Annotated in this window: 20 protein-coding genes; 13 read left to right on the top strand and 7 right to left on the bottom strand. The window is 35.9% G+C overall.

The genetic code is table 11. The features are described 5' to 3' along the window. The 11 genes from EL165_RS06325 (at position 1) to EL165_RS06275 (ending at position 10,607) form a co-directional block, all read left to right on the top strand. Positions 1 to 1,155 carry an efflux RND transporter periplasmic adaptor subunit gene (locus EL165_RS06325; protein WP_002978588.1) on the top strand — a complete coding sequence of 385 codons (1,155 nt, stop codon included), beginning with the start codon at positions 1 to 3 and terminating at the stop codon, positions 1,153 to 1,155. Between the two features lie 28 nt (positions 1,156 to 1,183). After that, positions 1,184 to 1,648, top strand: a complete 465-nt coding sequence (locus tag EL165_RS06320) for a heme-binding domain-containing protein (RefSeq protein ID WP_002978589.1) — start codon at positions 1,184 to 1,186, stop codon at positions 1,646 to 1,648. Between the two features lie 71 nt (positions 1,649 to 1,719). Further along, positions 1,720 to 4,227 (top strand): cation-translocating P-type ATPase, encoded by a 2,508-nt coding sequence (locus tag EL165_RS06315; protein WP_002978590.1) that lies wholly within the window; start codon positions 1,720 to 1,722, stop codon positions 4,225 to 4,227. Positions 4,228 to 4,268: 41 nt separating this feature from the next. Next, positions 4,269 to 4,658, top strand: a complete 390-nt coding sequence (locus EL165_RS06310) for a hypothetical protein (protein WP_002978591.1) — start codon at positions 4,269 to 4,271, stop codon at positions 4,656 to 4,658. Positions 4,659 to 4,724: 66 nt separating this feature from the next. Further along, complete coding sequence (locus tag EL165_RS06305) at positions 4,725 to 5,171, top strand: thioredoxin family protein (protein ID WP_002978592.1); 447 nt, start codon at positions 4,725 to 4,727, stop codon at positions 5,169 to 5,171. A gap of 6 nt (positions 5,172 to 5,177) precedes the next feature. After that, entirely contained in the window at positions 5,178 to 6,104 is a 927-nt protein-coding gene (locus EL165_RS06300; RefSeq protein WP_002978593.1) for an FAD:protein FMN transferase, read from the top strand. Beyond that, a complete protein-coding gene (locus EL165_RS26615; RefSeq protein ID WP_002978594.1) occupies positions 6,101 to 6,457 on the top strand; it encodes a DUF4266 domain-containing protein in 357 nt (118 codons plus the stop codon). Before EL165_RS06300 ends, EL165_RS26615 begins: the two co-directional genes overlap by 4 nt. Before the next feature lie 35 nt (positions 6,458 to 6,492). Further along, on the top strand, positions 6,493 to 7,683 hold the full coding sequence (locus tag EL165_RS06290) for a DUF3570 domain-containing protein (RefSeq protein WP_002978595.1): 1,191 nt from the start codon (positions 6,493 to 6,495) through the stop codon (positions 7,681 to 7,683). 67 nt (positions 7,684 to 7,750) lie between these two features. Beyond that, positions 7,751 to 8,446, top strand: a complete 696-nt coding sequence (locus tag EL165_RS06285; protein WP_002978596.1) for a VIT1/CCC1 transporter family protein — start codon at positions 7,751 to 7,753, stop codon at positions 8,444 to 8,446. Positions 8,447 to 9,090: 644 nt separating this feature from the next. Next, positions 9,091 to 9,381, top strand: a complete 291-nt coding sequence (locus EL165_RS06280) for a helix-turn-helix domain-containing protein (RefSeq protein WP_002978597.1) — start codon at positions 9,091 to 9,093, stop codon at positions 9,379 to 9,381. A 41-nt stretch (positions 9,382 to 9,422) separates the two neighbouring features. Continuing rightward, positions 9,423 to 10,607 carry a type II toxin-antitoxin system HipA family toxin gene (locus EL165_RS06275; RefSeq protein ID WP_228370518.1) on the top strand — a complete coding sequence of 395 codons (1,185 nt, stop codon included), beginning with the start codon at positions 9,423 to 9,425 and terminating at the stop codon, positions 10,605 to 10,607. A 550-nt stretch (positions 10,608 to 11,157) separates the two neighbouring features. On the opposite strand, the gene EL165_RS06270 is transcribed toward EL165_RS06275, so the two are convergent. From EL165_RS06270 to EL165_RS25770, 7 genes are all read right to left on the bottom strand, one after another. Next, on the bottom strand, positions 11,158 to 11,439 hold the full coding sequence (locus EL165_RS06270) for a hypothetical protein (protein ID WP_002978600.1): 282 nt from the start codon (positions 11,437 to 11,439) through the stop codon (positions 11,158 to 11,160). A gap of 204 nt (positions 11,440 to 11,643) precedes the next feature. After that, positions 11,644 to 12,186 (bottom strand): MFS transporter, encoded by a 543-nt coding sequence (locus EL165_RS26085; RefSeq protein WP_198418454.1) that lies wholly within the window; start codon positions 12,184 to 12,186, stop codon positions 11,644 to 11,646. Positions 12,187 to 12,197: 11 nt separating this feature from the next. Beyond that, positions 12,198 to 12,575, bottom strand: coding sequence for an MFS transporter (locus EL165_RS26560; RefSeq protein WP_237730167.1), 378 nt, complete (start codon positions 12,573 to 12,575; stop codon positions 12,198 to 12,200). Then, the gene (locus EL165_RS26460) at positions 12,460 to 12,837 is read right to left on the bottom strand and encodes an MFS transporter (RefSeq protein ID WP_002978603.1); all 378 of its coding nucleotides are present in this window, start codon (positions 12,835 to 12,837) and stop codon (positions 12,460 to 12,462) included. Before EL165_RS26460 ends, EL165_RS26560 begins: the two co-directional genes overlap by 116 nt. Before the next feature lie 27 nt (positions 12,838 to 12,864). Beyond that, positions 12,865 to 13,947: an FAD-dependent oxidoreductase gene (locus EL165_RS06260; protein WP_002978604.1), complete on the bottom strand. Its 1,083-nt coding sequence runs from the start codon at positions 13,945 to 13,947 to the stop codon at positions 12,865 to 12,867. Positions 13,948 to 13,978: 31 nt separating this feature from the next. Beyond that, positions 13,979 to 14,731, bottom strand: coding sequence for a helix-turn-helix domain-containing protein (locus tag EL165_RS06255; protein ID WP_002978605.1), 753 nt, complete (start codon positions 14,729 to 14,731; stop codon positions 13,979 to 13,981). 1,221 nt (positions 14,732 to 15,952) lie between these two features. Further along, positions 15,953 to 16,123, bottom strand: coding sequence for a hypothetical protein (locus tag EL165_RS25770; RefSeq protein ID WP_002978607.1), 171 nt, complete (start codon positions 16,121 to 16,123; stop codon positions 15,953 to 15,955). A gap of 444 nt (positions 16,124 to 16,567) precedes the next feature. On the opposite strand from EL165_RS25770, the gene EL165_RS06245 reads away from it, so the two are divergent. Both EL165_RS06245 and EL165_RS06240 read left to right on the top strand, forming a co-directional pair. Then, positions 16,568 to 17,611, top strand: coding sequence for a hypothetical protein (locus EL165_RS06245; RefSeq protein WP_002978608.1), 1,044 nt, complete (start codon positions 16,568 to 16,570; stop codon positions 17,609 to 17,611). Positions 17,612 to 17,671: 60 nt separating this feature from the next. Then, a complete protein-coding gene (locus tag EL165_RS06240) occupies positions 17,672 to 18,766 on the top strand; it encodes a putative phage abortive infection protein (protein ID WP_002978609.1) in 1,095 nt (364 codons plus the stop codon). Positions 18,767 to 18,866 lie beyond the last annotated feature (100 nt).

The raw sequence follows: 18,866 nt of genomic DNA, 5'->3' as shown, positions 1-18,866 counted from the left end.
ATGAAACGTAAATTTAAAATCATATCATATTCTCTGCAAATAATAGGATTGCTCATGTTTTATGAGTGTAAAGACCATGGAAAAACGGAGCCGGTACCAGCAGTGGTCTCTTCCAAAGATGAAAACGTAGTAACGCTTACTGAAGCCCAATTAAAAAATGCTCCTATAGCGACTACAACCCTTTCTTTACAGAAGATATCGTCGCTTTTAAAGCTTAATGGAATGATTGATGTTCCTCCGCAAAACCTGGTTTCGGTAAGTATTCCACTGGGCGGATATCTCAAATCCAGCAGCCTGTTGCCGGGAAAGCCGGTTTCAAAAGGGCAGGTGATTGCCGTTATTGAAAACCCGCAGTTTATACAGCTTCAGCAGGATTATTTAATGGCAAGGTCCAAAATGCATTTTGCAGAACTGGACTATAACCGTCAGAAAACCCTTAATCAAAGTCAGGCTACCAGTGATAAAGTCATGCAGCAGGCCCAGTCTGAAATGAACAGCCAGAAAATTCTGATGAACTCTCTGGCCCAGCAGCTCCGCCTTATCAATATTAACCCAGCATCGCTGAATTCCGGGAATATTAAAAAAAGCGTTCCGGTTTACAGCAGTATCAATGGGTTTGTGAGTAAGGTAAATGTGAATATCGGAAAATATGTAAATCCTTCGGATGTCCTTTTTGAACTCATCAATCCGGATGATATACATCTTAACCTTAAAGTATACGAAAAAGATCTTGGAAACCTCAAAATGGGACAACGGTTTACGGCCTACACGAATGCGGCTCCTGATAAAAAATATTATGGAGAGATCATTCTGATCAGTAAGGATGTTAACCCGGGAGGTATGGCTGAAGTACACTGTCATTTTGAAAAATATGACCAGAGCCTTGTTCCTGGAATGTATATGAATGCAGAAATAGAAACAAGTACCTCTTTTTCCAATGCAGTTCCTGAAGAAAGCATTATCAATTTTGAAGGGAAAGACTTTGTTTTTGTGGAAGAGAAAACACGTACCTACCGCCTGACTCCTGTAACATTGGGTGAAACAGAGAACGGGTTCATACAGATACTTAATACCGATGATTTTAAAAATAAGAAAATTGTCACCAAGAATGCTTATACCCTTCTCATGAAACTTAAGAACACTGCAGATGAATAATAAAAGAACTTATAGATAAATACAAATTATGAAAACATCATCTTTAATAAAAATAGGAGCAGGCTTTATAGTTCTGTTTCTCATCGTTATCCAATTTTTTGATACTGATAAAAATATATCAGCCACTCCTTCTGAAAATGCAATTGAAAAACATTATCAGGTGTCATCCCACGTACAGGGCTTATTAAAAACAAGCTGTTACGATTGTCATTCTAATAATACAGCTTATCCCTGGTATAGTAATATACAGCCGGTAAAATGGTGGTTGGCAGATCATGTCAATTCAGGAAAAAGACATTTGAATTTTGATGAATTTAATACCTATACTAAAGAAAAAAAATTGAAGAAATTAGATGAAATTGCCGAAACCGTTAAAGAGGGAGAAATGCCGCTTAGCTCGTATACAATAATCCATCATGATGCAAAATTATCTTCTAGGGATAAATCGGAAATAGAAAAATGGGTGGTTCAGGTTAAAAAGAAGATCAATTAAGGATTAAAATCATCAATATTATTCTGTTATGACAAAAACATTCAGTAATTTTAATACTACATCCATTTCACATGAATTACAATATCCCTGAAAATCTCAAAGGTCTTACAGAAGCGGAAGTGGAAGCTTCCCGAAAAAAGTACGGATATAACCGGCTGGAAGCGGTTAAAAAAGAAACATGGGCAGATATGCTTATTGATATTCTGAAAGAACCCATGCTTATTTTATTGATATGTGTTTCCCTTATCTATGTAATCATAGGTGACTATGGTGAGGCATTATTTATGTTGGTCGCGATAATAGGAGTTACGGCTATTTCTTTCTATCAGGATAACCGAAGTAAAAAGGCCCTGGAAGAACTTGAAAAATTGAACGAGCCTTTAAGCACGGTCATAAGAAATTCAAAGATTATTAAAATACCCACTTTTGAAATTACTGTGGGAGATCTCTGTATTACCGAAGAAGGAAATCTGATCAATGCAGATGGTACCATTGTACATAGCAATGATTTTTCCGTTAATCAGTCTTCACTTACAGGGGAGAGCTTCTCTGTTTTTAAAGACAGCAAATCAGAAGATAATAAAGTATATAGCGGAACAATTACTGTTTCCGGACTTGCAGTTTTTGAGGTAGAACAAATAGGAAAAGAAACCAAAGTAGGAAAAATAGGGCAGTCTATACTGGGAATAAAAGAAGAAATATCTCCTTTACAGCTTCAGATCCGGAATTTTGTAAAAGGCATGGCGATTATTGGACTGATAATTTTTTTGGCGGTATGTATTTTTAGTTATATTAAAACGGAAGACTTTGTGACCAGCTTATTAAGCGGTTTGACTTTGGCGATGTCTGTACTTCCCGAGGAAATTCCTGTGGCTTTTACCACCTTTATGGCTTTGGGAGCCTGGAAGCTGATGCGGGAAGGAATTATTATCAAACGAAGCAGTATTGTCGAAACGTTGGGAAGTGTTACAGTGATATGTACAGATAAAACGGGAACAATTACCGAAAATTCAATGCAGCTAAAGCATCTTTATGATTATAAGTCTGATACGATTTATGAACAGGAGAATTTCAAGACAAAAGAGCTGGATGAACTTATTGATTATGCGATGTGGAGCAGTGAGCCAGTTCCGTTTGATCCGATGGAAATAACCTTACATAAGGTGTATGAGCAGACTCAGGATTCTGACGACAGAAAAAATTATAAGTTATTTCATGAATATCCGTTGGAAGGAAAACCTCCTATGATGACCCATCTTTTTGAAAATGAACAAAAAGAGAGAATTATTGCGGCAAAAGGTGCGCCTGAAGCAATCCTTACTGTTTCTGAACTTTCAGAAGATGAAAAAAATAAAATCAGAAATATCGTAAAAGAATTTGGTGAAAAGGGATATCGGGTTCTTGGAGTTGCCAAATCTCATTTCGAAGGAAATAATTTCCCTGAAAACCAGCAGGATTTTAATTTTGAATTTTTAGGATTGACCGCATTTTATGACCCTCCTAAAAAAGAAATAAAAGAAGTGCTTCAGCATATTTATAATGCGGGGATTAAGGTAAAGGTAATTACGGGGGATAATGCGGATACCACAAAGGCTATTGCATTGCAGGCCGGGATTATCAATAATGCTCCTGCCGTTAATGGAAGTGAGGTCACCGCAAGTTCAGAAGATGATTTAATGAAGCTTTCTGAAAAAACGACTCTGTTTACAAGAATGTTTCCTGAAGCAAAGCTTGAAGTGGTGAATGCACTGAAAGCACAAGGGAACGTAGTGGCCATGTTGGGAGATGGAGTGAATGACGGACCTGCATTAAAAGCGGCTCATATAGGAGTCGCAATGGGAAATAAAGGAACCGAAATTGCCAAATCAGCGGCAGCGCTCGTCATTACGAATGATGATCTTGAAAAGCTGGTAGTAGGAATTGCTGCGGGGCGTAGAATTTATGCCAATATCAAAAAAGCTGTTCAGTATATTATTTCTATTCATATTCCCATTATCCTTACGGTTTCTTTGCCTTTATTCCTGGGATGGATATTCCCTCACATATTTACCCCGGTTCACGTTATTTTTCTTGAACTGGTAATGGGACCTACCTGTTCTATTGTATATGAAAATGAGCCTATTGAAAAAGATGCAATGCAAAGACCTCCAAGAGTGCTTACAGATACATTTCTGAACTGGGGAGAGCTTATGGTAAGTATTATTCAGGGATTGGTTATCACAGCAGGAATATTATGGATGTATCAATATTCTGTTCACCTGGGGAATGATGAGCCTACAACAAGAGCTTTGGTGTTCAGCACTTTAATATTTGCGAATATTTTACTGAGTTTGGTAAATCGATCTTTCCATTACAGTATTTTTGAAAGTTTTAAAAATCGCAATTATTTATTAGTAGGGATTTCCGCGTTGGTTCTTGTATTATTGTTTGTTATTCTATACGTAAAGCCGGTATCAGGATTCTTTAGTGTAGCGCCTCTTACAGTAAAAGAATTAGGATTTACATTCCTTACTGCTGCAGTTTCTGTGCTGTGGTTTGAGATCTATAAGCTTCTAAAAAGGCTTTTGGAAAGGAAATAAAAAATAATCATTCTTAATAAAATATTTTATAATTTTGATTTGTGAAAAAATTGATTTCCATACTGTTATTGTCACTGTATTTAATTTCAACAACTGAAGTATATCAGCTGTTGAAAATTCCGACTTTGATAGAACATTATTGGGAACACAAAAAGTTGAATCCGGAAATGTCTCTTACAGCGTTTCTGAAAACCCATTATGAAAATCCCGTTAAAGACGGAGATTATGGTAAAGATCAGAAACTGCCGTTTGTAATTCATTCTGCCCCATTAACTTTGATATTCACGATTCACCCAAGCTTTTATTTTGAAGCAAAAGCTGAAAGCTTCAGACCATTACAATCTCATAAAGTTCCTTCAAAAGATGAAGATTTTTGTTACAAAGGATTTACAGGATCCGTCTGGGAACCACCGAAATCTTTGTCCATATAATCTATTTAATTTGATTGATCTGCAATCAAACAACATCATTATTCTCTAAAAACATTATAAAAATTAATGAAAACACTATTTTCAGCCATATTAATGGTTGTATTCGCTGTTGGCATTCATGCGCAGAGCCGTTGGGAAAGTGCCAAAAAAATGGCGTCCCAAAATAAAGAACTTATTTTACTGAACTTTTCAGGTTCAGATTGGTGTATTCCATGCATCAAACTTCATAAGATTATCATCGAAACCGATGAATTTAAAAAGCTGGAAATAGAAAATATCGCTGTTTACATCAATGCAGATTTTCCAAGAAACAAAAAGAATCAGCTTTCTCCGGAATTGAAAAAAGAAAATGCAGCGCTTGCTGATCAGTACAATAAAAAAGGATTATTTCCTTACACATTGTTGCTGAATTCGGAAGGCAAAATCCTGAAAAGCTGGGAGGGACTTCCATCTGAAAATGCTTTAGCTTTCACCAAAGAAGTACGGGATATTAAAGAAAACCAAAATAAATAAGATCATATGTTGAGAGAGTTCAAAAGACCTCAGAAATTAATGGGGAATGCTTTTGAAATTACCGTTGTAAGCAATGATGAAAATTCTGCAAATCAGCATATTGATGCAGCGATTGACGAAATCAGGAGGATCGAAAAGCTTTTGACGACTTTCAGTGAGGAAAGCCAGACCAATCTCATCAATAAAAACGCAGGCATAAAACCTGTGAAAGTGGATGGGGAAATCTTTGGTTTAATTGAAAGAAGTTTGAGAATCAGTAAAGTTACAGACGGATATTTTGATATTTCTTACGGTGGAATCGACAAAAGCTTCTGGAATTTTGACCGGCAGATGCAACAGCTTCCCAATCCTGAACTGATTAAAGAACATCTGAAACTCGTTAATTATCAGAACATTATTCTTGATCGCGAAAATCAAACCGTTTTCCTCAAAGAAAAAGGAATGCGGATCGGTTTCGGAGGAATCGGGAAGGGCTACGCTGCAGAAATGGCAAAACAAATGCTTCAAAACAGAGGTGTAACTTCCGGAATTGTGAATGCTTCGGGTGATTTAACGACCTGGGGAAATCAAGCAGACGGAAAACCCTGGACTGTCGGAATTGCCGATCCAGACAACGCAAAACAGCCGTTTTCCTACATGAATATCACCAATATGGCGGTTGCAACTTCCGGGAATTATGAAAAATTCGTTATGATTAACGGTAAAAAATATTCTCATACCATTAATCCTAAAACAGGAATGCCTGTTTCGGGCGTGAAAAGTGTTACTATTTTTTGTCCCAACGCAGAAATTGCCGATGCAATGGCGACTCCCGTAAGCATTATGGGAATCGATGCGGCGCTCAATATGATCAACCAGATCAATCATCTGGAATGCATCATTATTGATGACCATGACAAAATTTATTCATCTCAAAACATTAATTTAAAATGAAAAACCTTATAAAAAACAGTCAAAAGCTTGTCGAATATTTGTTTGGGCAGCTTTATCCGTCTTCCACTCCCGCTTTTTTGTTCGTTCCTCACAAAAAGAGCTCCGTTCAAGCCGGGCTGCGAAGATTCAACGCTTTGAATTACAGATCAATTGCTGTTCTTTTGATACTGACAATTCCATTATTGAACTCGTGTACAACTGTAAAAGAGTACGAAAAAAATAAACTGAACGACGCCGAAATGGTTCTGGGAAACAGAACGATTGAAAAGACTGAACTCAGCTTTCAATCTTACAGAGAAGGATCTTCGGGCGCAAATGCCGGAAAAGTTGGCGGTGGTTGCGGATGTAACTAAAAAGAGTAATCGTAAAATTTAATTGTGATTCAAAAATGAAAAAATTGATCGTAAGTGTTATTGCTCTTTTCGGAATTTTCAACGCAAAAGCACAGGAAAACACAAATAATGAACAGCCTAAAAAACTGACTTTTGATGAAGCTAATTTAGTTTCAAGCTATTATAAACAAAACGGAAACAATTCTGCAGTGACGGGAGGAATCGGGACGGAAAAACTGACCGACATTTCCAATACCATCGATGTAACTATGGTAAAATACGACAAGAAAGACAGGAAAAACAAATTCGATCTCAGTGTCGGGATCGATCATTATACTTCCGCTTCGTCGGATATGATCGATCTGAAAGCCAATTCATCCGCTTCCCACGCAGACAACAGAATTTATCCTGCATTAAGCTGGAGCCGTGAGAACACTGAAAAAGGAACGACTTTAATGGCGGGCATTTCTACCTCTTTTGAATTCGATTATGCATCTTACGGTGCAAACATCGGGTTTTCGCAAAAGACCAAAAACAGAATGGGAGAGTTTACCGCAAAATTTCAGGCTTATCTGGATCAGGTAAAACTGATTGCTCCGATTGAGCTCAGAACAAACGGAAGCACCGGAGGAGAACACGAAAACTACGGAACCAGCGGAAGAAATACTTATGCACTGTCTCTATCCTATTCGCAAATCATCAATCAGAATTTTCAGGTTGAATTTTTGGCGGACGGTGTTCAGCAGACAGGATATTTAAGTTTGCCTTTCCACAGGGTTTATTTCAAAGATAATTCAGTTCATCAGGAAGCTTTGCCGGATAAAAGGTTTAAAATTCCTTTGGGAGTAAGAGCTAATTATTTCCTCGGGGACAAAGTGATTCTGAGAGCGTATTATCGTTATTATACCGACGATTGGGGCTTAAAATCTAATACTTTCAGCCTGGAAACGCCGGTGAAAATTTCGCCTTTTGTTTCGGTAAGTCCGTTTTACAGGTATTATTCTCAGACTGCGGCTAAATATTTTGCGCCTTATCAAGAGCATACGGCTTTTGATGACTTTTATACAAGTAATTATGACCTTTCAAAATTCAGCAGTAATTTTTACGGGGCAGGAATCAGGATCAGTCCGAAGAATGGTTTATTTGGTGTCGAAAGGCTGAATATGCTGGAAATCAGATACGGACATTATACGAAATCTGTGGGATTGAAATCTGATATTATTTCCCTGAATTTGAGATTTAAATAAAATCATTTTAAATTTGACTTGCTAAAGATGTTTGGCAAGTCATTTTTTAAACAAAAAAATAAAGCTTATGCATCATCAATTGGAAAAACATTATGTGAATAGGGTCGGCTGGCTTCGTGCAGCGGTTTTAGGTGCAAATGACGGATTATTGTCTACCACAAGCATAGTCATTGGTGTTGCTGCAGCCAATCCCGACAGAAATACCATTATTCTTGCCGCTTTAGCCGGAATGATCGCCGGAGCGATGTCTATGGCAGCAGGAGAATACGTGTCGGTAAGTTCGCAGGAAGACACCGAGAAAGCTGATCTTTTAAGAGAAAAACGCGAGCTTGAAGAAATGCCGGAAGTGGAGTTGAGAGAATTGGCAAAGATCTACGAGAGACGCGGTGTAAGTAAAGAAACCGCTTTGAAAGTTGCCACCGAACTCACAGAGCACGATGCTTTGGCTGCTCACGCTCATGACGAATTGGGAATCAATGAAATAACACAGGCAAAACCTTTGCAGGCTGCGTTTGCATCATTCGGTTCGTTTGCTTTGGGCGCATTGCTGCCTTTTGCGGTTTCACTTTTAGCTCCGATTAAACAGATGGTTTATTTTCAGTATGGATTTTCTATCATTTTCTTAATGATTTTAGGAGCCATTTCAGCAAAAACAGGCGGTTCAAAAATCGGAATTGCTGTTTTAAGAATCTGTTTCTGGGGAACGGTTGCCATGGGAATTACCGCTTTGATTGGACATCTTTTCGGGGTGACGGTTTCTTAAAGTAATAATTGTAGATGAAATTTTGAAATTAAGTATTAATAATGATTAAGTGGTATGGAACAGGGATAAGAAAAGCAGATATCAAAAAAGACTTGTGATTTCATCAATCTCTTTACCAAAGAAGACGCAGTTTAGGTTTGTTGTTTTTGTCGTCTTATTTGGACGGTATCGATGCACGAATCGATGGAACGGGGAAACTTCAGTAGGCAACTGATTGTTGTAGGTAGAAACCATCATTTAAACCATTCCCGATGCTAAAGTCAATGTTCTTGGAAATTTGGGAAAGGATTATGACCTTTCAAAATTCGATAACAAAGACTGAGAAATTACCATTGTAAATTTAGAAGGATTTAATATAACATAGGTTTTTCTTAAGATATTATGTAGGATCTTGCCGCGAAGTTCTCGTATATTTCCGAAAGCGAGCTGCGCAGAGTAAACACCATTCACAACAGAATTTAATAAAAATTTTGACGTCTGGAATGAATTATCAAAATGAAACTAATGAGCAGATCGAAAACAAAATAAAAAGATAATATATTTTAGTTGATTTTATAGCTTACAATTTTTTATATTTGTTATACAATAATGATAATTATTGCTTGTAATTATAGTTAAATAATACAGTTATGTTATTTATATCAATGTCTAAGGCACAAAAGATGATTGCTACTCACGTTCGTGACCGGAGGCTTCTGATGGAGCTTACTCAGGAAGGTCTGGCTGAACGTTCAGGTGTAGCACTTTCCACCCTTAGGAAGTTTGAGCAAAAAGGATTGATTTCGCTGGACTCTTTTCTAAAGATCTTGATGGTGGTTGGAGGATTGGAAGAAATGCTTGATGCTCTTAAGCCAGATAAGCCAGCTTTTACTTCAATAGACGATGTTTTGAAACAAGATGATACTATAATTAAAAAAAGAGGTCGAAGAAAATGATTAAGCCTGTTTCAGAAATAAAAGTAGGGTTAGATTTTGGCATGGCAGTCCAGCATGTTGGACGTCTTGCTATACGTAACGGTGTCATCTATTTCCAATATGATGACAATTTTCTCGACGCAGGAATTGAAATATCTCCTTTCAGACTGCCCTTGAAAAGAGGCCTTAGTGAATTGCCTCTGCATCCATTTGACGGATTGGCCGGGGTATTCAGCGACAGCTTGCCGGATGGCTGGGGAAGATTGCTATTTGACAGGATGATCAGAACCTTTGGATTGATGCCATCAGATGTTTCACCACTGGACCGCCTTGCTCACGTAGGTATGCACGGAATGGGAGCATTGGTCTATGAGCCGGATAATAGTCCTGAAGTGCCGCAAGATAAAGTCGACCTGGATTTGCTGGCTGTACAAACTGAAAAAGTCCTGGAAGGAAGTTCGGAAGAGGTAATTACTGAGCTGTTAGCTTTAAATGGTTCTTCGGCAGGTGCCAGACCAAAAGCACTTATTGGCGTAGATAGCGAACGTAAAAATATTTTATACGGAGCTCAAAACTTAGACGAAAATTTTGAACATTGGTTGGTTAAGTTTTCTAATTCACAGGACGGTCCCGGTTCAGGAGCCATTGAATATGTCTATGCGCTGATGGCTGCAGAAGCTGGTATCTCAATGCCGGACGTGCATTTATTTCCCTCTCAAAATGGGAACGGTTATTTTGGAGTAAAAAGATTCGATAGGGATGGAAATAGAAGATTACATATGCACACTGTAAGTGGTTTGCTGCATAGCAATTTCAGGCTACCTTCGCTTGATTATGAAGATTTACTGAACTTGACCGCAACCCTGACCAAGGATATTCGTGAAGTCGAAAAAATGTATCGACTGGCGGTCTTCAATGTAATGGCTCATAACAGGGATGACCACGCAAAGAACTTTAGCTTTTTAATGGACGAAAACGGCAACTGGAAACTTTCTCCTGCCTACGATTTAACATTTTCGGCAGGTCCTGGCGGAGAGCAGAGTACCATGATTTTAGGAGAAGGCAAAAATGTAACAACAAAACATCTTGTTAAATTAGGAAAGGAGGCTAAACTATCAATAGAATTCATAGAGAATGTTATTGAGCAAACAACATCAGCAATTAGTAAATGGTCAAGACTATCAAAAGATTTTGGAGTCAATAAATCCAACAGAGAATTAATAGGTAGATTAATTAAGACATTTTAATAAAAGCTTAAACGATACTTGTTAGCATTTTAAATTATTTTGTCCTAAAATAAATGAAAATTGAGGTATACAGGCCAAATGTATCATTTATCACTGTTGCATTCGAAAATGTTAATTTTTCAATTTACAGTAATTTATAAGGTTGGAGGTGTAGTAAAATAGTACAATTGCATTTTTAAATTTATCTGTAAAAAAATATAAAACACTGATCTGTAAGTGTTTAATATGGCGGGATTCTTGCGGAAATGTAGAAAAAAAGATGTTGCAACATCTTGATCGTGCACCACTTTTGTACACTTCGATCTATGTAAACAGCCATCAATAAAGACTTCTTTAGATACTGTATCATCTTGCTTGAAAATTTTCGTACAATGCTTTATGTAAAATGCTCTTTAAAATTTCAGAGCTATTTTCTAGTCTCCTAAAGTTTTCAACATTTTTATTAACCTCAATATTTCCAATAACATTTCGATGATCTTTTACATCAAATAATATGTGGAAATTATGACTTACATTATGAATTGTTCTTTGTATTTCCATATTAAAATTTTTAAAAATTACTATCTATTTGAACCTTCCTCACTAGTCCATTTAAAAGACTTTCAAATGCTTCGCTTTGTGATTTTCCACCAGATATTTTAGAAATAAGTTCTTTAAGTTCAAATTTAAAAGCTAGTCCACTTCTTGGGTTGTAAAGTTGTCCAAATTCCCAATTTGTTTTATCAGACATCTGTTTTAAAGCAAAATATATAAGTAATTGCTTTAGATCAACTTTTGTTTGTGAAAAGTCATTTCTAAGATATAAGAAAATTGTAATAGTTCCAGAGTTCATATATCAAAGCTTTCTTGCCATTTTTAACATTTTTGTGAGGTGAATGATGGATATCGTAATCTGCTGTCCGCTGGTTAATTGATAAGCCATTTGAATTGACCCATCTTTGCCAATTTTGGAGTTACCTGATCAATAGATTAAAGGTGGTCAATTGGAGGGATCAAGCTATCGCAGTTTGTGCAAATAGTCTCGTCCAAATTATATTTATTTCCGCTGTTGATTCGAAGAATTATAATTGGTAAACATCACAGCAGCACCAAAGGCTATGAACATTACTGTTGCATATAAAATGGTAGGACTGTAAAAATAAATGGCAGCCACGCCCAACGGAACCAGCACATTGTTTGCCGATTGCAGGCTTTGATTTAAGCCTTGCAACTTTCCTTGTTCGTTTTCCTCGACTGATTTCGATAGTATTCCGTTGTAAATGGGGTCGAATAAACCTTCGCCTGAAATGATGGCAATTACCGCAAGGGAAATAACGACGGCTGAATTTACATAAATACTCGTGAGAATTAAACCTAGGCCGATACCCACGATAATTAATCCTGCTGTTCCAATATTTTTATCCGAAAACAGCTTCAATAACCACGGCAGTAAAATGGCTCTTGTAATAATTTCGCAAATACCCACAAAAGTTAAGATGCTGCCGATAAGTACAGGCGTCCCATGATAAATATCTTTTAAAAAAAGTGTGAAGTTGAACTGAAAAACATTTATCCCCACATAAAACAACAGACCTATCAAAACAAAAAATTTCAAGCCTCTAACAGAAAAATATCTTTGAAGTGCGAAAAGGTATTGAAGCTGTTAAGCGATAAATGTGTTGTTCGCTTTTCCTTTGGTAAAGATTCGGGGAGCAGAAAATAAACCGCAACGGCTGAAAGAAAAATCAAAGCGGCTGTTATAAAAAAAGTGAGCCCTATTGAAATGCTTCCCAATAAACCGCCGAGTGCCGGTCCGCCGATTTTTCCTATTCCCATAACCGCACCTATATAGCCGTACCATTTTGCTCTTTCATCAGCTTCTGTGGAGTCGGCTATGTAATAAAATAGTAATGTTACCTGCGGTAAGCCCGTCAATAATTCTTCCGACAAAAAGAATCCATAATGCACCACCGATACCAAACAATACATAGCCAAATACCGAACCGACTAAACTGATCAGCAGGAGTTTTTTTCTTCCGTACCTGTCGCTCAGCGCACCAAACACAGGTGCAGCAAAAAATGTACAGGCGGCGTATATCGACATCAGCAAACTAATTCCTACAACTATTTGTTGTTGCGGCAAATAGTTTCCAATCAAAAAGGGCAACAACGGAATTACAATCGAAAGTCCAATGGAGTTTAACAACACAATTCCGACTATAATCCATAGATTATATTTCTTCGACTTCATTTGTTGTATAAGGGATATTAAAATGCACTACTCTTTTGGAAAAAGTGCAGCTTCGTTGGATGCGGTTTGTTGTTGTGCCTCCGAAGCATAAGCAAACATCTGTCTTTCATAATCATCAATTGCAGCCTGGATACTTTCAAATTCCCTATTGGTCAAATTTTCTGCCAGATGCAAAGCGTCCAATAAACCTGTATTTACGCCTACGCCTGCATAGGGCGGCATTCCGTGCGCCGCATCGCCCATTAAAGTGATATGGCTATGGTTGTGCCAATTTTCCAAGGGAACCTGATACATCGGCAATAAAGTAAACTCACTTGTTGCTGCAAAAAGTTCTTTGTAAGCACCATCCCATTCATAGCACAGGCTACTTAAAAAAGCAGCTATTTGCTGATTATCATTGAGGTTGAGGTTATGACTTTTTAACCAACTCTCAGGTTGGCGAAAGCAAACATAATAATATAGCTCACCGTTTGTTTTGGGTTGGGAAAGAAAAAAGATGCGGTCATCCTTAGCTATTATTTTATCGTCAGCACATATATTTTTAAAATTGGGGCATTGGGATGCATAGTCAAGCACCTCGCCCGTGATAGTAATGGTTCCTGTATATCTTGCAGGCACTTCGGTCATTTCTTTTCTCAACCTGCTCATAATGCCGTTTGCGCCAACTACCAAATCTGCGGTTTCTGTGATGTCATTTTCAAAATGCAGCAGGAATGTTCCTTCTTTTTTTTCAATGGAGATAAACTTTCTGTCCCAAATGACCGTTTGAGGATGCAGGCTTTCAAGCAGTATCCTTCTCAAATCGTTTCTGTCAATTTCCGGATTGTCAGATATAGGAAGCGTTTGAACTACGTTCCCGTGGATGTCTGCAATTCTTCGTGCTGTTGGCCTTGCGTTATCAAAATAAGCAGCTAATAATCCCGCTTTTTCAAAAACAGCCTGTCCCATATCTTTAAGCAAGTCAAGCGTACCGCCTTTTATCCGGGCGTATTGATTTATGTCGCGTTCATAAACACTTACGTTTACTCCTTCCTGTTGCAGCAATCTTGCAAAGGTTAATCCAACAGGACCTGCACCAATAACAGCGACTTTTTTATCTTGTAACAACATAATTTTTGTGATTAAAATTAATGCTGCAAAATTATTTTGCTGCCGGAACTAAAAATTGTAAAAAACGGTCGTTTTCATTTTTGTGAAGTTCTTTGGGCGAAACGCCCGAAAGTTTTTTAATTTCTTTGATGAAATGGGATTGGTCGGTAAAATTGAGTTGTGGATATAATTCGCCTTTCTTAATATGGGTAAGCGAAGCCTGAAAACGGAGAATATTGCAATACGCTTTTAAAGAAAGTCCGAATTGTTGATTGAAATAACGGTTAATTTGCCGCTCGCTCCAATGCACCTTTTCGGAAAGTTCTTTTACCGAAATTTCTCCGTTGGCAGCAAAAATCAGTTTGAATAATTGGCGTTTGCGTTCATCAATTTTATCAGGTAACACAGATAGGATTTTGTGCGTGGCTTTTTCGCAGAAGGCATCAAAATCGTGTAAATCATTCACCGTAAAATCCCAAAAATGGTTGGGGAGTCCTTTTCCGCTGTTCCTTATATCGGCAATGGAATCCTGCAAAACATACTCTACAGCAAGCGGATTGAAATTCACTGCTAAAAAAGCTGAGACTTTTACATTTGTTATTTTAGGCTTGGTTTCTAATCCTAATAATGCAGTACGCAATTGACCGTTATCTGTAACGGTAAAAATCAAATCAACTTTTCCATTCGGAATAATAATGCCTTCCTCTATATGCGACACGTCCTGTAAAGCTGAAAAACAATAGACAAAATCCGCAAGCGTTTCTTCGGGTTTGATAAGACGGTATTTTATATTGGCATTTGGCATATTTTACATATAAAAATATTACAAACTTAACGAAAAATACGACTTCATTAGTTAAACGACTGTCTAAACTCCAAAGACGAAACGTTTGTCTTCGTCTTGAAAAAGTTTGCTGAATGACTGCAAATGCTCAAAGCTCAACTCGTAGATGATTTCACTAATTGTCTTGTCTGTCGGGGATAATTTTTCTTTGCTTTATCAATCAATTTATAGTGTATGTGTTGCTGTGTTGTTCATCCTGTCAACGTTTTGAGTAACTTCAATAAATAGCTTAGCGAAATGACCAATAAGTTTTCCATGGCCAATATTGCAGTTACATCTTCAAAAAGGTTTGACACTTGCAACTCCCCTCTACTGAAGTTTCATTCAAAGCCTTTTTCTATTTGTTTGCCGTTGGCTTGTGATTGTCAGTGACTTATCTATGTTATTTGTGATTACCAACACTAACTTCTTCAAATCTTCCAATAAAAAGTTCGGGTTCTGTACCAGCAAGTTCATATTTAATTTAAAATCAGCTCTGAGCGATTTTTACTTCTTTTGCTGCTTATCAATAATCCTCTGTCCATTGAATTTCAATTGCGGGTAATGGTTCAGATGTGGAGTTACTAATTTACTTTAAATCATTATGAATAAATGGCGAAATTAATGTATTCACTGTAATTACAGCTACTGTAGGTAATGTTCCAAAATTAGTGATGATTATAATTTTTGATGTCAATTTATTGAAAATCAATTAAAATAAAATGTAAAATTTTAAAATGAGAACAGTATCACCATGCTCTTGTTTATTTTTGAAAAAAAATATATCGCAAATAATTGATGATCATAACAGATGTATCAGATTTAGTGATGAGATTAAAAAGCAAAATTTTACATTTACCAACATAAACACCTCTAAATAAATATTAAATTTTGCTAAGTTATGTCCTTATTTTTACCAACTAGAAATAGATGAAATTTGAGCTGACTTATTTAGAAGTATGTCTTGTTTAGCCCTAAAATTATATGAAATTGAGATGTACAGCTGAAATGTATCAATTATAACTGTCGCATTCGGGAAATGTTAATTGTTTAATTTACAGTAATTTATAAGGTTGGAGGTGTACGGAAGTAGTACAAATGTATTTTTAAATTTATCGTTATTTATTTTAAATTACTGGATTACAAGCATTTAACGTGACGAGATTCGTGCGGAAAAGTAAAAAAAAAAGATGTTGCAGCATCTTAATCGTGTACCACTTTTGTACACCTCGTATTGTGTAAACCACCATTAATAAACACTTCCTTAGATACTGTATCGATAAATTCTTTTACATTTTCGTATTCCAGACTGGTGAATTGGCAGTTCCACAAACCCAAATAATAATCGCTTTGTGCAGAAATCTGCTGAAACATTGCCAAAAAAATTGTTAATAGGAAATCAAACAATGCTTTCCGTTCTCCAGATTATTTTTTGGATTTTTAATTCAAAATTTTCGTAAATTTAGTAGTATAAAAACAACGCCATTAAAAAACCTATTTTGCTAGCATTACGATGCTGTGCGCTCCTTAGTTTTCTGTTTAATTTTACCTCTTATGCATAACAGTACTAACCACAATACTCAACAACTGATAAAAGAATGAGTTGGCACGGAGACAAAAAAAGTAATTGAATATATAGATAGCGAGAAAAAGTAACGAAAGGTCAAAACTACCTATTGAATATGTAAGATATAAGTTTTCCTAATAAGATAACAGTCACCTCTTGCCCTGGATATTAGCAATATTTTGCATCTCGTAATATCAATATTTTTTTTAATGTCCATTTTGTATATTTGAGAATTGCAAACTATAAAACTAATGATCAAACCAAATTGGCAATTAAAATTCAGAGATTTACCTGAAATTCCCCCTTTGAAAAGATGGATAGATGGAGCTCATTACACAAAAGAACAAAATATTTCATTTAGATTATTACAGCATCAGGAAATCTCAAATGATGAACGAAATGACTTTATAAGTCTTTTTAAATTTTACGAAGATCTTGATATTGCTCTCCAAAAATTGGACTATTCATCATTTGATGCTAACGAATTCGACAACTTCAAAAGTTATATAGATTACGCATTTAATTATATTCCCTTAATGTCTAATAAGTTATCAGTAATTCACACATATAGATTGGTGGTTAATGAATGGGTTTCAAAAAAAAATGAAAGACTCAATAATATAAGTTTTTTAAAATATCCACCGATAGACATTGTAAAGAGTATAAATAAATATAATAGAGCAAATACTCCTAATACGACTGTATTATATACAACCGAGAATATTGATTCAGCTTTAAAAGAAATAAAGCCTCCCATTAATAAATTGATTACAGTTGGATTATGGAAGCCTAAAGAACAAAAAGAACTTGTTTCTTATCCAATTTCTCATAGCGATAGAGCAATGTATGTCAATCCAGGAGTGCAGAAGGCAACTGCAGCATTCGAAAAGTATGGAGATAGTCATTCCAAACTTTTAGTTGAATGGTCAAGACATTATTTTAAATTGTTAGGTAGAGAATTTACAAAACCTGTTTCCCATCATTATGAATATTTAATTAGTGCTATCTTTTCTGAAAGAATTCTTAGAACGAGGACTGACCCAAATCCTTCTTTTAATTTTGATTGTATTATTTATCCAAGTGTTGGAAATGATTTTGGGACGGATAATTTGGCTGTACATCCTGATTCTGTTGAAAGTAAATTTGGATTATTTCAAATTACTGAATTTGAAGTTGAGGAATCTTATTACGAAAAGGAATATGTAAGGAATCATCCTGAAGTTATAACTCTCGCAAAAGTTAAAAATAGAGTCAATGCAAAGAATATATTAAGTAACGGGGATATTATTTGGTAGATGTAGATTGCATTGGGACTAATAACTTAATCATATCGAGAACTAATTATGTATTAAATTTTGGAACAGAAAACAAAAGATCGCTTATTAATATTAGGTTTAATCGGGGTAATTGTAGCAATATTTCTATACAAAAACGGACCCGAATTAATTCAATCGAGATACTTCGATAAAGGAAATGTGGGAGATAGAGGTGCAATTGGTGATGCATTCGGAGGTACTGCTGGACCGATAATAGCGTGGATTGCATCTATTTTAACTTTTATGGCTTTTTACATACAGTATGAGGCAAATAAAGAACAAAGAGACCAGTTTGCAAAGCAAGCCGATGATACCGTGATAGAAAGGTTTGAAAACAGGTTCTTTGAGTTAATAAGAATTCACCGAGAAAATGTTGAAGAGCAAAATATACAAAATGTTGTTATTGGTAGAAAAGCTTTTACAACCTATTATTTTGAGTTAAGATATATTTATTTTGTGCTTGAACACAATTATGATAAATCGGATAAAAGTATTGTACTAGATAAAGAACAATTAACCAATTTAGCATATTTGATTTTTTTCTACGGAATTGGGCATGCGAGTGATGGTGTCTTTTCTCATATTGCGCCAAAAATTAATTCTACTGAATTTTTTAAAAATACTCTCAAGAGATTAGAAAGTGAAAAACTCACATACGCTCATTTTTTAAATGATAAGAAAAAATACGAAAATCAAACGGGCTACAAAGTTTTAAAGCTGAAAAATCTTGAAATTACACATAAGGGGAAAAACGCTGTTTTTATACAATACTATGAGCCTTTTACAGGGCATGGTACCAAGATAGGTCATTATTATCGACACTTATTTCAAACAGTGAAGTATGTACATTCTCAAGAAAATGAATTATTTACTGATGATGTAAAATATGATTATGTAAAAATGGTGCGTGCGCAGCTATCAAATTTTGAACAAGTAATTTTATATTATAACTCAATATGTGTTCTTGGTAGTGCTTGGATTACAAATGATTATATTAAAGATTATCACTTGTTGACTAATTTACCTCTTTCATTTGCTGACTTTGGAATACAACCTGAAGAAAAGTTTAAAGCTGAAATATCAGATGATCCTAACTTTTTTGATTGGTTAACGTTAAGGAACTCGCTTGCATAAATTACGTAGGATGGATCCTAGTTCTTGATTTTTTTTTGAATTTTCAAAAAAAAATATTTTATTAATCGGATTGCTTTATTCTTATGAATAATAGTTAGTA

It is taken from the genome of Chryseobacterium gleum (assembly GCF_900636535.1).
Classification (GTDB): Bacteria; Bacteroidota; Bacteroidia; order Flavobacteriales; family Weeksellaceae; genus Chryseobacterium; species Chryseobacterium gleum.
Note: the sequence above shows the minus strand (reverse complement) of the source record. Positions and strands in the feature narration are given on the sequence as shown.